Below are 14755 nucleotides of genomic sequence, written 5' to 3'. Positions count from 1 at the left end.
TAAAAAGGATGTTGGAACTGCAGAAGTTCAAGATCTGCACCTTTAGTAAAACCAAGAGTGTGGTAATTTTCAATACCTGCACGCTCCATTACATCTTTCGCGAGTTCAGCAGCAACAATAATACGCTCACTTGCTGTTTGAATAAGAACGTATTCAAGATCGTCGCGCAGACAAACCGCTCGGTTTGCTGGAAGAGTCCAAGGTGTCGTTGTCCAAATAACAATAGAGATATCACCTTGACCTTTATCATCTCCATTAATTTCAAACTTTGACAATAACGCAGCTTCATCCGCCGCTTTAAAGCGTACATCAATAGAAGGTGAAACTTTATCTTTGTACTCAACTTCTGCTTCCGCCAAAGCGCTGCCACAGTCAGTACACCAGTGGACTGGCTTAAAGCCTTTCAATAAATGGCCGTTACTCGCAATTTTGCCTAAAGCACGAATAATATTGGCTTCCGTTGCAAAATCCATCGTTTGGTAAGGCTTGTCCCACTCTCCCATTATACCCAAACGTTTGAAGCTTTCTTTCTGCCCTTCGACCTGACCAGAAGCATATGCACGGCACTTCTCGCGAAACTCCGCTGCTGTCACTTTTTGTCCAGGTTTTCCAACTTTTTTCTCTACCATTAATTCAATTGGAAGACCGTGACAATCCCACCCAGGAATATAAGGTGCATCAAAGCCTGACAGAGTTTTTGATTTGATAATAATGTCTTTAAGAATCTTGTTTAACGCGTGACCAATGTGAATGTCACCATTCGCATATGGAGGACCATCATGAAGCACAAATGACTTCTTGCCTTTCTTCGCTTTACGGATTTCACCGTAAAGATCTTCTTTATACCAACGTTTGAGCATCTCTGGCTCACGATTGGCCAAGTTGCCACGCATTGGGAACCCTGTTTCAGGTAAGTTCAGGGTATCTTTATAATCACTCATCGATTCTTAATTCCGTTATATTGGGCGAAAATTAGACATTATGCTGAACGGTGGAATAAACCGCTCAACGCTCAAGCTGACGCAACCACACCCTAGCTGCTTCAGCATCCAATTTGATTTGTTGTTTAAGTAACTCAAATGACTCAAACTTCTTTTCATCTCGAAGCTTAGATAACAGAACTATCTCAATCTGTTTACCATATAAATCTGCGTTAAAGTCAAATAAATGCACTTCTAACTGCTGTTTCTTTCCATCAACTGTCGGTCGGTGGCCGATATTAGCAACGCCACCAATTGGTGAGTCGTTAATTCCATAAACTTCAACAATATAAACCCCAGATATTGGGGAAACGTTACGTTTTAGAGGAACATTCGCAGTAGGAAACCCCAAGGTTCTACCAATTTTCCGGCCGTGAGATACCCTACCACTAATACTGTACCTACGCCCTAACATCTGCGATACCAGCGAAAGCTGATTTTGAACCAAGGCTTTTCGCACCTCAGTACTGCTCACTCGTATACTTTTCAAACAGAAGCTTTGTGTACTTACCACATCGAAACCATACTCTTTCCCTGCCTTTTGCAGCATAGAAAAGTCTCCAGCTCGGTCTCGACCAAAACAGAAGTCATCGCCAACAACGAGGAATTTTACCCCAAGCTTCTTAACCAAAAGATCGGCAATAAACTGATCGGCCGCCAAGTTAGCCAGTTTTTTATTAAAACTGACACACAACAGGCGGTCGATACCAAGCGTACGTATCTGAGCATACTTATCTCTAAGGCGTGTTAATCTTGCTGGTGCTTTATGACCAAGGAATAATTCCATTGGCTGGGGCTCGAACGTCATAACAACAGAGGGTACCCCAAGCTTTTTTGCCTGACTATCAACACGACGCAATACTTCTTGATGCCCCAGATGTACGCCATCAAAATTTCCGATCGTTAACACACATCCTTTGTGATGTGGCTGAATGTTATGGATACCTCGAATCAATTCCATTAGAGACTTCTAAAAACCTGTTTAGTGGGATTAAATCTACAAAGCACGAAAACGTAACCTACCGAACCGACGGATTATATACTAATCAGACTCACTCTGTCGCTGATTTTAAGTCGTTTAGTCGAACTCCCATTAATAAAAGAGAAATTACATAAACAACGGCACCAAAACCAATCAACAAGAAAAGGTGTTTTACCCGTTCCAACCATTGCCAAGTCAGCCAGACACTGTTGTCATTGAGCAGATAAGTAATAGCCAAGCTCATCAGCCCCCCTGCAATAATTAGCTTGCAGAAAAACACAATGGTTTTTTTAGTAATTGAATACACATTTTGTTTTTGCAGGCCATGGTACAGTAATGCCATGTTGACAAAGGCAGATAGGGAAGTCGCTATCGCTAGACCTATATAGCCATAAAACCAAGCGAGTATCGCATTAAAAATCATATTCACGACCATAGCAATGATTCCAAATTTCACTGGAGTTTTTGTGTCTTGACGGGAGTAATAGCCCGGAGCTAGTACCTTAATTAACATGAAATTAAGTAGACCACATGCGTAAGCAATAAGAGATAGAGAGGTATTATCTACGTCTTGAGCGGTATACTCACCACGCATAAACAAAACCATTAACATAGGTTTAGCGAGCACAATTAACCCCAACATGGCTGGAACTCCCAATAGGCAAACCATTCTTACTCCCCAATCCATGGTATGAGCAAACCCATCGCTACTCTTATCGACATGTTTTTTAGAAAGAGCGGGCAATACCACAGTGGCAATCGCAATACCGAATAGTCCCAACGGAAATTCCAACAAACGATCGGAATAATACAGCCAACTGATTGAACCTGTTTCTAAAAAGCTCGCAATAAAGGTATCAAATAACAAGTTAATCTGGCTGACGGATACTCCAAAAAGTGCTGGTAACATTAAGGTTCGTATTTTGACAACACCTGGATCACGCCATCCCCACCTTGGCTTAACCATAACACCGGCTTTGATAAGAAAAGGAATTTGAAACAGGAATTGGACCAACCCTCCAAGAAATACACCAATAGAAAGGGCAATCTCTGGCTGAGACATATGGGGAGTAATGTACCATGCCGAAAGAATAATCATCACATTGAGAAATACAGGAGTAAATGAAGAGACAGCAAATTTACCTAATGTATTCAGTATTGCCCCGGATAAGGCAACAAAGGTAACAAACCATAAATATGGAAAAGTAATCTTCAACATAAAGCTTGCTAATTCAAACTTCTCTGCAGATGGTCCTCCATTTAGCCAATCTAAAAACCAACCAAAACCGAATAGAGCCGTCACAACACCGGAACCTAAAACACCGAGTATGGTCACGATGGTTACAATTACACCGAGGGTTCCTGAGGCCCTAGCAATCAATTGCCGAGTTTTATCTAAATCTCCTGAAGCATGATATTCAGTTAACACTGGGACAAAAGCTTGTGAAAAGGCACCTTCTGCAAACAATCGTCTTAAAAAGTTGGGGATCTTATTGGCAAAAAAGAAAACATCAGCACTCGCCCCTGCCCCCATAATATTCGCAACAACAACATCTCGAACTAAACCCAGCACTCTAGAAACCAATGTCATCGCACTAACAATAATGCCTGACTTGAGTAGACGTTTACTCACATTAACCTCATGAATCAGAATATTTGCCCCACTTTATACTCAGAATGTCACTAGCAGGGCAGATTAGTATTAGCATTGAAAAAAAAATGCTGTTAGAATCACCGCCATCTTAACCGCGAAGACCGTTCAATCCAAATTTGTTTGGCTCGATGGGTTTTTGCACAAACCATTTGACATTTTGGCGCAAATGAGGGATATTCCTCGGCCTTAAATTGTCACCGAACTACGTTTTTGGGAGTTAGACCCTTGGCAAATAGTAAATCTGCTAAGAAGCGCGCTATCCAAGCTGAGAAACGTCGCCAGCACAACGCTAGCCGTCGTTCTATGATGCGCACTTACATGAAGAAAACTGTTGCTGCTATTGAAGCAGGCGACAAAGCTGCTGCAACTGAAGCTTTTGCTACAGTTACACCAATCCTAGACCGCATGGCAACTAAAGGCCTTATTCATAAGAATAAAGCTGCTCGTCATAAGTCTCGCTTTGCAGCTGCAATCAAAGCACTATAATAGAGCTGATTGTAGTATGTAAAAAAACCGGCATTAGCCGGTTTTTTTATATCTCCATTTTCTCAAATACCATACCTAACCTTGAGATTGAGCTTATTTAGTCCCCCCCAACAAGTGAATAACACTTTTAGCTTTCTCATTATCTAGGGTATAGAAAACGTTTTGGGCTTCCTTTCGAGTGCTCACAATCTCGTCTCTCCTAAGCCAAGCTAAATGTTGAGACAAGGCAGATTGACTGAGGTCAAGTAACTGACATAGCTCTCCCACAGATAGCTCTTTATCGCCCAATAAGCATAATATCTGGAAACGTCTCTCATTTGCCATCGCTTTCAAAAGCACTACAGCCTCTGTTGAGTATTTTTCCATTTCATGTTGCTTCATTGTCGCGATTTCTCCTTTAAAATTAGGCAACTTTAAGTCAATTCAAATGTGTGTGCGTTGAGTTCGCATAAAAAGATTATATATCACTTAACTGTGAAACCAACGCGACTGTACTCGTTTTCTAATCTGACCATCAAAGTTAGCCCAATAAAACAGACAAATCAGTATCACAAACATTTTTGACAGCAGGATGCTGAATCATTCTTTCAGCAAAGATGACATAGTATTCTTCTTTTAACTCATCAACTTGACCGATGAGTTGAAGATTGCGATCATTTTTAACTTCAGAAATATACACTGATGGTGCGAGAAAAATAACATCGCTATGATACTGTGCAAATGCTTTCATTAGAGCAACATCATCAAACTCACCCAAAATATTTGGCTGTATACCTTGCCTATCAAACCACTGAAGCACCTTACGCCCCATAGCAGAACGATTGCCTGGAATAAGTAATTTTGTTTTTTCAAGGACATTTGGAAAACATGGCTTCGTCATGGGAGTAAAGGTAAAAAAGCTCATATTTACCTCTCCCAATTTCTTACTAAATAACCCTGGACTTTGACTAGAGTCCACTGGACAATCTGATAAAATCATATCAAGTTTATGTTGGGAGAGTTGTTCAAGTAAAAGTTCGTGGGTGGACTCAATACAACGTAAGTGAATACTGTTATCTTCTGGAACCGCATTCATTAAAACTTTACTCACAAGCCGCTTTGAAAGTGCATCCGCAACACCCACCTCAAATAATAAATTAGAGCGCTGGCTATAGTTAACGATATCCAGCATTTCGTAGCTTAACCCAAACATCCTGTCTGCGTACTTATAAATGAGTTGGCCAAGCTCTGTTGGCTCGATACTGCGACCATTCCGCTTGGTAAGTTTCCCATCCATTCTCTCTTCAAGTGACTTTATCTGACCGGTAACTGTTTGAGGAGTTAAGAAGAGTGCATCGGCTGCTTTGGTAACTGAACCTTGTTTACAGACCATCCAAAAGTAATAGAGATGATTGTAATTTAAATGTGACATAAACCTAGATTACGTTTTCCTTCAATGTGCACGTTATACCAAAAGCTCTAAGTGACAACAATAGATCGAAAAAAACGAAAACATTGATGGTTTTAGTAAGTTATTTCGAAAATAAAAAAACAATTATGACAACTCCATTGCTTGAAATATCGATTATCACAGTTTTATCTTTGATTCCCAACTTTAATCACAAAAAACAAAAACCATAAATTACAATAACTTAAATCAAAAGAACAACACAAGTAAGTGGACAGATTCACTTTATCGATAAAAAACCCAAGAATACATATAAGTGTAATATTAGTGAAATATTTGCCATCTAACATCGCCCTCAGTTTCAACAATAGGCCAAACAAAGTATCTATCGGCCAACGGAGAAAATGATTATGAACCAAGCAACAACTTCGGCTGCACCAGTATCGAATACTATGAAATGGTTGCGCTGGGCAAACTTGGCATTCATGTTGTATTTACTGCTTTTAGCAGTGTCTATGGTAGGAAGTGGATTTAAATGGGCAACAGGCGACCAAGCAAAGGTACTCTTTGAGTTTGCTTCACACCCAATCGCGGGCCTAATGATAGGTCTAGTTGCAACAGCATTAATTCAGAGTTCCAGTACCGTTACCTCGATAATCGTTGGTCTGGTTGCGGGTGGACTTCCTGTGGAAACAGCAATTCCTATGATCATGGGCGCAAACATTGGTACAACAGTCACCAATACATTGGTGTCACTCGGTCACTTGCGTTGTAAAGAAGAATTCAAGCGTGCTTTTGCGAGTGCTACGATCCATGACTTCTTTAATCTTCTTGCTGTTGCCATCTTTTTACCGCTTGAAATGGCGTTTGGTATCCTTGATAAGATCTCCCATTGGCTGGTATCCCCATTTCTAGCTACAGGGGACATGAGTATCAAAGGGCTTAATTTTATCAAGCCTATCACCAAGCCTGTGGTTAATATGGTAAAAGAGCCATTGGGAGCCTTTGGGGATACGGTAGGTGGCGTGCTTCTTATTGGTATCGGTATTGCAATTGTGTTTCTTGCTATCACAGCAATGGGTAAACTCATGAAAAGCCTGATGGTTGGTCGTGCGCGAGAGATACTAAAAAATGCTATCGGCCGCGGCCCAATACACGGTATTTTCTCTGGCTCAATTGTCACAGTACTTGTTCAATCATCTTCAACTACCACCAGCCTGATGGTTCCTTTGGTTGGCTCTGGAGTACTCAAAGTGCGAGACGTTTATCCATTTACACTTGGCGCGAATATTGGCACCTGTATTACTGCTCTTTTAGCCGCAACAGCTGTCTCTGGAGAGTTCGCCGTATTTGCTCTGCAAATTGCACTGGTCCATCTAGTATTCAATATTATGGCAACCGTTGTCATCTATGGTATCCCCTTCTTAAGAGAATTACCTGTTAAGGGAGCCGACTTCATCTCTGACGCTGCGGTAAAGAATAAAGCCATCGTTGCAGCCTATCTAGTAACAGTATTTGTTGCTCTACCGGGTACTATTCTTGCCATTACAGCATAAACAAAAAGAGAAAAAGCCCACAATAGTGTGGGCTTTTTCTCTTCTCTGGTTTAATCACACCGAAAATGGATACTGGATCGGCTCGTGATGTTCATACCCTTCAACCGAAAAGTCATCTAATGTGACCCAAGTTTCCAAATCCTCGAGAGATTTAATATCAGGGTTAATCTGAAAACTTGGTGCCTTAAATGGCTCACGCTTAAGCTGCACATCACGCATTAATTCCAATTGGTCTTCATAAATGTGAGCATTAACTATCTTATGATACGCCTGACCTGCTTTCTTACCCGTAATTTGAGCTACTATCGCAAGAAATGCATAGACCTGAACCATATTAAAATTGAGTCCAAGTGGGACATCACACGAGCGTTGAGTACTATTTAAATACAGAGTATCACCTAATAATGAAAAGTGGTGACTGTACATACAAGGACGCAAACACCCCATGTGAAACTCGCCGGGATTATAAAAGTTGAGAATTTCGCCTCGATCATCTACACCACGCGCTAAATCTTCAATAATTTTGCGCAATTGATCGATATGACCACCATCAGGTTTTGCCCAAGCTCTTCCTTGGACACCGTACACCCTTCCCATATCATCGGAACCTTTTCGGTAGGCGTTTTTGAGCCAAGCCTCGTTTTGGTTAGCATTCGCATCCCAAGTTTTCGTTCCCAATTTACGAAAATCTTCGGCATTATCATAGCCACGAATGTACCCCAATAACTCAGCAACAGCCGCTTTCCAATAACTTTTACGGGTGGTCACAAGAGGAAATTGATGGTTAGCCACATCATAAGTTAGATCTGCATTAATAACCGTCAGGCAGCGTTTGCCGGTGCGCTCATTTTCAATCCACTCTCCGTGCTGAACGATACGCTGACATAAATCTAAGTATTGTCTCACTTTACTACCCTTACTTTGATTTTTCTGGTTGTATTGATGTGTAAACCCCACGCTTATAGGCCCACACCATCATCAAAATACCAAGAATGATCATAGGCAATGATAAAATCTGTCCCATTGAAATAAACCCACCGAACAAACCAAGTTGTTGGTCAGGCTCACGCACGTATTCTACGAGGAAGCGAAAACTGCCGTAGCCAATGAGGAATAATCCTGATACGGCACCAAGAGGACGGGATTTTTTAATAAAAATGTTTAATATAATAAACAAAACAATGCCTTCTAACAGCATCTCATAAAGTTGCGAGGGATGGCGCGGGAATGGACCACCATTTGGAAAAACCATCGCCCATGGAACATCAGTAACGCGTCCCCAAAGCTCACCATTCATAAAATTCCCCAAACGCCCTACGCCTAATCCAAAGGGTACAAGAGGGGCGACATAGTCGGCAATTTCAAAGAAAGCTCGATGATTTTTCCTCGCATACCAAAACATAGCGGCTATAACACCAAGAAGGCCACCGTGAAAAGACATTCCCCCAGTCCAGACCTTAAAAAGGTACAAAGGGTCTTGAAGGAAAAGGTCGAAATTATAAAAAAGCACATATCCGACTCGTCCCCCGATGACAACACCAAGGAAGCCTGCAAATAGCAGATCTGAGACCTGCTCACGAGTCCAACCGCTACCGGGCTTATCTGCTCTTCGGTTTGCTAACCATAACGCAAACGCAAAGCCGACCAAATACATGAGGCCATACCAACGGATAGACAAAGGACCTATCGATACCAGCACAGGATCAATATTGGGAAAGGTAAGGTATTCTTGAGGCATACTAATTTGTACTCTTAAAAATTGAGGTAAACCGCGAAAATTATAATGTAAGAACTCTCTATAGCGACATAGTTCCAACACGCACACATTAAAAGACGAAGGAAGTTATCGAAGTGAATCCTCTTTGAGCTACGAAATTCATGTTGCTATTCATGTTTTTCATCGACTTAGAACACTCATTAGAGCCACTATCGATAAGATACTTTGATGCTGTGAGTTACCTATGATTCTACTGTAATTATTCGGAACAACAAAACCTATTTATTACCAGCACGAATAAAGCCAGCAAAACCTTTTTGTTCAAGAAAAGTACGCATCATTCTATCAATGTCTTTTCCGTACGGTTTTTTCAAGGCTTTTGCAGCAAGTGACTCTAACTCTTGCGTTTCAGTATGGCGTAAAAGATACTTTATTTTAGCCACATTTGACGTATTCATACTCAAACTTCGATAGCCAAGCCCTACCATTAAAAGTGCTCCCATAGGATCTCCTGCAATTTCACCACATATACATACTGGAAGCTTAAATTGTTCACAAAGAGCTCGAATATGATTGAGCGCCATTATTACAGAGGGATGCATTAACTCATATACATCTGAAACGCGCGAGTTGTTTCTATCAACCGCTAATAGATACTGGGTTAAATCATTACTACCAACGGAGACAAAGTCGATTTTATCTGCCACGAAAGGTAATAAATACACCATTGATGGCACTTCAACCATAATGCCGATTTTGGGCATTTTGATATTACCATCAAGCTGACAAACTTCACTAAATGCCCTCTTGATAAGAGCAATAGCGTCATCAAGCTCTTGAGACCCTGAAATCATAGGCAACAAGATACTCAAATTTTCATGTCCAGAGCTTGCTCTCATCATTGCACGAACCTGCATCAGAAAGATATCAGGATGATCTAAAGTAAAGCGAATACCACGCCACCCCAAAAATGGATTATCCTCTTCGATAGGTAAATAGGGTAAAGGCTTATCTCCCCCCACATCCAATGTGCGCATTACCACTTGTTTTGAGGGATAACGCTCAAGCACTGTTTGATATTGCTGTACCTGTTCTTCTTCTGAAGGGAAACGATGAATTAACAAAAAAGAAATTTCTGTGCGATAAAGCCCGACTCCATCAACACTTTGATTAATCGAGGTATTATTGTCAGAGCTAAGCCCAGAATTCAACATAACCTCAATACGTTTTTTGTCTTTGGTTAACGTCGGTTCCCCTAACCCCTTTTGGACTTTATCAGCTAATTCTATTTCTTCTTTTAATAGCTCTTGGTACTCATTTAGTAATTGTTGCGAGGGACAAACAATAACTTTACCGCTATACCCATCGACTATCGCTTTTTGTCCATTTACATCATCTAAATTAAGCTTAATATCTAAAACAGTCGGGATTCCAAGCGCTCGAGCTAGTATTGCAGCATGAGAGTTAGCGGCCCCTTCTAAAGCAATGACCGCTAAAATTTTATCTTTAGGTAGTGTGGCAAGTAAACTTGCAGATAGCTCTCTGACAACCAAAATAACAGGCTGGTTGAATGTCTGTTGACTAGGCTCACTGTTATGAAGAAAAAACAGCAACCTTTGACCAAGCTCTCTTAAATCTTGTGCACGCTCGCGAAGATACACATCAGACATACTGGCAAAACGATTGGAGTATGATTCAATAACCTGTCGTAAAGCCCAATCAGCACGATTGCCTTTTTGAATTTTGGACTTTAAATCCTTACGTAACATGGGATCATTTAACAAGTGTGTAAACAAATCAAAGATAGCCAGAGCTTCTTTGTTAATTTCACTGTCGAGTTTTTTTCTCAATCGGCGAAAATCATTCAACGCATCTTCAAGCGCTAATAGCAGCCACTCCTGCTCTTGAGCAATATCTAATGTTGATGCTGGACAAACATCATCCAAGCTAGGATGTGTATCATCCCACCATAAATCACCAATTGCTACACCGGACGAAGCAGGAATACCATGTAAAGCAGAATGGTTTTTCTCTAATAACCAATTACCTTGAGTTTGCGCATGAGCAATAATAACCGCAATCTGTGCTGAAAGAGTGACAAGAAATGACTCCTCTATTTCACTAAATAATCGTGGAGATTTCTGCTGTACCACTAAGACACCGAGGACTTTTTTGCGGTAAATAATCGGTGTCCCCAGAAAGCTTTGATAGATATCTTCGCCCAGTTGAGAGAAAAATTTAAAGTCCGGGTGTTTTGATGCCTCAGCCAAGTTAAGCGGCTCTTCTATACGTTTAACCAGCCCAACCAAGCCCTCACCAAAATTGATATGGATCTCCTCTTGATGAAACTTGAGCCCTTTGGTCGCCATCAGCTCCAAACGCTGCTTTTCATCATTTGCTAAGTACACAGTACAACAATCGACATTCATTGCACTGCATGTCTCACTGACCAAGATATCGAGTGCCTGATGTACTTCATAAACTTTCGAAACTTGTTCAACAATCTCTCTTAGCTGAGAAAGCATAATTATCCTCTTTTACGCTTACCTTTTGTTTTTCTTTGTTTAAAGGGCATTGCCACCGAAGCAAATTCTTTCATCGCCCGTCGATATACATCTCGTTTAAAAGAAACAACCTGACGAACAGGATACCAATAACTCACCCATCGCCAGCCATCGAACTCAGGTGATTTACCGCGCTGCATATTGATGTTTGACTCATCACAATCAAGACGTAACAAAAACCACTTCTGTTTTTGGCCAATACAAACGGGTTTGGAATCCCAGCGTACGAGCCGTTTGGGTAATTTATATCTTAGCCAATGGCGGCTAGTTGCGACCACCTTAACATCGCTCGATGTGAGGCCGACTTCCTCATACAACTCTCTAAACATGGCTTGCTCAGGAGTTTCGCCCTCATCGATACCACCCTGAGGGAACTGCCAAGAATGCTGCCCATACCTTTTAGCCCAGAAGACCTGACCATGGCTGTTACAGATTACAATCCCCACATTTAAGCGGTAACCCTCGCCATCTATCACTGGCCAACCTCTATTCAAATCTATAATTACACTGATTTTTCCACAGATCCAAAACAGGAGCAAACGAAGTCTTACATAGATGAGAGCTATTCAATCTAAATGGCTTTATTATGGATAACTTTTAATCCAATACATAGTTGCCCACAACCCAATGAGACACAGACCACATTTATACACCTTTTCTGTGTATAAACTTGTGAAAAATCTTAGAAAAAGTGATCTTTAGCTCCCAACAAAAATGAGAACACCAGATCAAAAACAAAAGAAAGATAAGAAAACAACATTAATAACATACACTTAAATCACCATTTTATTTTAAGTCTTTTCATGAAAAGTAAAAAAAAGTTGATAACAAAACATAGGTCAAAGATCCATCAATGATTTTGTTATCCACATCTATTAACTGTAAATTTGTAAATTCAACAGAGAAATAGTACAAAATGCAAAGTTAAAGCACTGTTTATTCATACAGAAAAATAAATTCACACCCATTTTTCACTCTCTGTGGATAACTGAAGACAAATGATCTTACCTAAACACTTTTGGATCAGGCTCAATTTAAGAGATCTCCATTTGATTCCATTCAAATGGCAGAAAATCTAGCTACTAATTAAAGCTAGATTTATAAAGAATACTTATATATATCAATAAGTAAAAGAATATTGACTCATCTATAACTAAACTAACAGCCTCATCTTAAATAACAAAATCGATCGTTTATGAAAAAAATAACCATTTTTCTTACCTCTCTAGTTGGGCTCATATTGTCAGCATCATCATTCAGTATGTCTTCCACTGACAAAGAGGCAAGCATTCAAAAAAGCCAAATATCAATGTTACATGCTATTGATAGGGCAAAATATTTAAATCACTATCAGAAAGACATTGATAAACCTACACTCAGTGCATATTTGTCTGATCAGCGGGGCTACTTTCAAACAAACGACTTTGAGTTTAATGAACTGGCAAAATATGACACCATTTTTGTATCGATAATAGAACTAAACAGAGAAGAGAAAAAAGTAGGGAAAATAAGAGGCCTGAGTGGGCTAGCTGACAAAGTACACCAAGAGAATCTTAGTCCATCCAGACCGTTACTTGGCGGTTTAAAGGCTCTATCTGAACTTTCGGGCAATAGAGTAGGAATCATCATTCCAAAGTCCATGATCAGTGATAAAAAGTTACTTGGTTCTGTAAGTTCTTTTCTCAAGCAATATAAATTTATTAATCACATAAGTATCGACTTTGGCCAAGAAGCCTTCTCAGACAGTCACAAATATCAGCGTTTTATTGATGAACTACGTGGATTAAGTAATGACATCAATTTAACGATCAGTATTGCTTCAGGAATACCAAAAGACCAAGACGAAGCAGATGTTATTAAAGAACTACTCAATTATGAAGTCGACAAGTGGTATTTTAGTTCCTTAAAAGCTGATAAAAAACTCAAACATCACGCAAATATATTCTCTCCACAAGATAACCATTGGTCTACGATTCAAGCTATCGAATACCTTATAGGGTCAGGTATTGATGCTAAAAATTTGGAACTAGAATATTCCAATATGAGCTATCTCACAGAAGGACATTCTTTGACCAACAACAAAGATAAAGTACCCAAAATTACCGATAGCATGAACTTTAGCCAAGACATGCCGCAAAAGTACGAGCTAAAAACCGATTCAGAGCACAATCTCGATTTTATCTTTGACATCCAAAATAAACGAAACTTCTCTACAGAGAGTCCTCGTATGATAGCCGTTAAAGCGAACTTTTCGAATGATAAGGGTTTGGGAGGGTTATTTACTCGGGATGTTTTCGTAGATTCAGGTCTCAATCACAATGCAGCTCGTGAAGGGCTCGGATATAAAGTTACACATCAGATGTTTGCAATGGATGACGTCATCAAAAGCGCGGTGAAAATCAAGGAAATGCCCCATAAGCAACCACAGCCTATTAATGACTCCATTATAAATATCACTAAATATAATAACCGAGTGTCAAGCGCAAATTATACGACTAAGGATCCAGATTCTTATTCCGTAGATCCTATTAGCGACTTCTTAAAGCACCTTATTACCAATTACCCTTTACCCTTAACTTACTCTGATACAATCGCACTAAAAAGAGCTCTCGATAAAATTGACGGAATACATGATGTTAGGGAAAGCCTTTCTCCTGATACTCAATTTATGCGCGAAATGATGCTATTCGACCAAGCTAATTTCGCGCCAGAACACTGTAAAAAAATAAATGAATTTAGAGCGTTAGCAAAAGAAAAAGGAAAAGACTATATCGCTTCAATTAAGCAGTTCTATGATGGTGAAGCCCACTCTATTTCTCCTAGTGAATATACAAAGCAGGAGCTTATACAAAACGACTGGAGAGGCCTCGAGCTAAAATGTGTGCACCCCACAATACAGAATGCAGTCACAAATGCTATCAAGGAATTAAAGCAGCACGACATGAAAGATGCTCTGCTTCAACAGCATATATCGCAGTACATAGGCAGAAAAACAAGTGATATCATGGCCATTGAATATAAGCACGTCAAATTAGACGATGAGAGAAAAAAACTCTTAAAAAAAGAAATTAAGAGTTTCAAAGAAGCGCATCTAGATAGTCCCCAGTCAACTATTCTACAAATGGTCCATGCCAATGCTAATAAAAGGCTGATATCTGATGAAAATCGCCCCATGGAAAATTTTGAAGTAGATCAGGCAACAGATATTTTTGATTTTTATATTAATAAAATGATGTTGGAATCATGGAAAAGCCCCGGTGTTCTTACGCCCAATGAAGTTCAGGACGTTGCAGAAAAAATTAAGTCAGATTACTTTGACTTTATGCCGTAACATAATCACTCTCAAATAGCCTCAAACAGCTTGAGCATAGAAAAAGGCGTCATTTGGAATAACCCATGAAGAAATGACGCCTATCTTTTATTTTCCGA

Annotated in this window: 12 protein-coding genes; 3 read left to right on the top strand and 9 right to left on the bottom strand. The window is 40.0% G+C overall.

The annotated features are described in order from the left end of the window. The 3 genes from RH40_RS13890 to murJ form a co-directional block, all read right to left on the bottom strand. The coding region (locus RH40_RS13890; RefSeq protein WP_009602203.1) for a class I tRNA ligase family protein at positions 1–941 on the bottom strand (941 nt) is incomplete at its 3' end. 64 nt (positions 942–1005) lie between these two features. Then, on the bottom strand, positions 1006–1941 hold the full coding sequence (gene ribF / locus RH40_RS13885) for a bifunctional riboflavin kinase/FAD synthetase (protein WP_009602202.1): 936 nt from the start codon (positions 1939–1941) through the stop codon (positions 1006–1008). A gap of 91 nt (positions 1942–2032) precedes the next feature. Further along, the gene (gene murJ, locus RH40_RS13880) at positions 2033–3595 is read right to left on the bottom strand and encodes a murein biosynthesis integral membrane protein MurJ (RefSeq protein WP_009602201.1); all 1563 of its coding nucleotides are present in this window, start codon (positions 3593–3595) and stop codon (positions 2033–2035) included. Positions 3596–3841: 246 nt separating this feature from the next. Between murJ and rpsT the strand changes: the two genes are divergently transcribed. Beyond that, complete coding sequence (gene rpsT, locus RH40_RS13875; protein ID WP_004410238.1) at positions 3842–4102, top strand: 30S ribosomal protein S20; 261 nt, start codon at positions 3842–3844, stop codon at positions 4100–4102. A 93-nt stretch (positions 4103–4195) separates the two neighbouring features. Here rpsT and RH40_RS13870 read toward each other — a convergent pair whose 3' ends face one another. Together RH40_RS13870 and nhaR are read right to left on the bottom strand one after the other, a co-directional pair. Next, positions 4196–4483, bottom strand: a complete 288-nt coding sequence (locus RH40_RS13870) for an ArsR/SmtB family transcription factor (protein WP_009602199.1) — start codon at positions 4481–4483, stop codon at positions 4196–4198. Positions 4484–4622: 139 nt separating this feature from the next. Beyond that, positions 4623–5513, bottom strand: a complete 891-nt coding sequence (gene nhaR, locus RH40_RS13865; protein WP_009602198.1) for a transcriptional activator NhaR — start codon at positions 5511–5513, stop codon at positions 4623–4625. 386 nt (positions 5514–5899) lie between these two features. Here nhaR and RH40_RS13860 point away from each other — a divergent pair, with 386 nt between their 5' ends. Continuing rightward, the gene (locus tag RH40_RS13860) at positions 5900–7045 is read left to right on the top strand and encodes a Na/Pi symporter (protein WP_009602196.1); all 1146 of its coding nucleotides are present in this window, start codon (positions 5900–5902) and stop codon (positions 7043–7045) included. A gap of 54 nt (positions 7046–7099) precedes the next feature. Here RH40_RS13860 and RH40_RS13855 read toward each other — a convergent pair whose 3' ends face one another. The 4 genes from RH40_RS13855 to rppH form a co-directional block, all read right to left on the bottom strand. Beyond that, positions 7100–7951, bottom strand: coding sequence for a thymidylate synthase (locus tag RH40_RS13855; protein WP_009602195.1), 852 nt, complete (start codon positions 7949–7951; stop codon positions 7100–7102). Positions 7952–7961: 10 nt separating this feature from the next. Beyond that, positions 7962–8783, bottom strand: a complete 822-nt coding sequence (lgt, locus tag RH40_RS13850) for a prolipoprotein diacylglyceryl transferase (protein ID WP_009602194.1) — start codon at positions 8781–8783, stop codon at positions 7962–7964. A 257-nt stretch (positions 8784–9040) separates the two neighbouring features. Beyond that, complete coding sequence (gene ptsP / locus RH40_RS13845; protein ID WP_009602193.1) at positions 9041–11287, bottom strand: phosphoenolpyruvate--protein phosphotransferase; 2247 nt, start codon at positions 11285–11287, stop codon at positions 9041–9043. 2 nt (positions 11288–11289) lie between these two features. Next, positions 11290–11802, bottom strand: coding sequence for an RNA pyrophosphohydrolase (gene rppH, locus RH40_RS13840; protein WP_009602192.1), 513 nt, complete (start codon positions 11800–11802; stop codon positions 11290–11292). A 719-nt stretch (positions 11803–12521) separates the two neighbouring features. Between rppH and RH40_RS13835 the strand changes: the two genes are divergently transcribed. Then, positions 12522–14657, top strand: coding sequence for a glycoside hydrolase family 18 protein (locus RH40_RS13835; protein ID WP_009602191.1), 2136 nt, complete (start codon positions 12522–12524; stop codon positions 14655–14657). Positions 14658–14755: the final 98 nt, after the last annotated feature.

Source organism: Vibrio caribbeanicus ATCC BAA-2122 (assembly GCF_000165125.1).
GTDB classification, from domain to species: Bacteria; Pseudomonadota; Gammaproteobacteria; order Enterobacterales; family Vibrionaceae; genus Vibrio; species Vibrio caribbeanicus.
Note: the sequence above shows the minus strand (reverse complement) of the source record. Positions and strands in the feature narration are given on the sequence as shown.

Bases quoted from the DNA above. Each gene is read 5' to 3' on its own strand.
- RH40_RS13835 (WP_009602191.1), top strand. From the start codon at position 12,522: ATGAAAAAAATAACCATTTTTCTTACCTCTCTAGTTGGGCTCATATTG.
- lgt (WP_009602194.1), bottom strand. From the start codon at position 8,783: ATGCCTCAAGAATACCTTACCTTTCCCAATATTGATCCTGTGCTGGTA.
- RH40_RS13870 (WP_009602199.1), bottom strand. From the start codon at position 4,483: ATGAAGCAACATGAAATGGAAAAATACTCAACAGAGGCTGTAGTGCTT.
- nhaR (WP_009602198.1), bottom strand. From the start codon at position 5,513: ATGTCACATTTAAATTACAATCATCTCTATTACTTTTGGATGGTCTGT.
- ribF (WP_009602202.1), bottom strand. From the start codon at position 1,941: ATGGAATTGATTCGAGGTATCCATAACATTCAGCCACATCACAAAGGA.
- RH40_RS13860 (WP_009602196.1), top strand. From the start codon at position 5,900: ATGAACCAAGCAACAACTTCGGCTGCACCAGTATCGAATACTATGAAA.
- ptsP (WP_009602193.1), bottom strand. From the start codon at position 11,287: ATGCTTTCTCAGCTAAGAGAGATTGTTGAACAAGTTTCGAAAGTTTAT.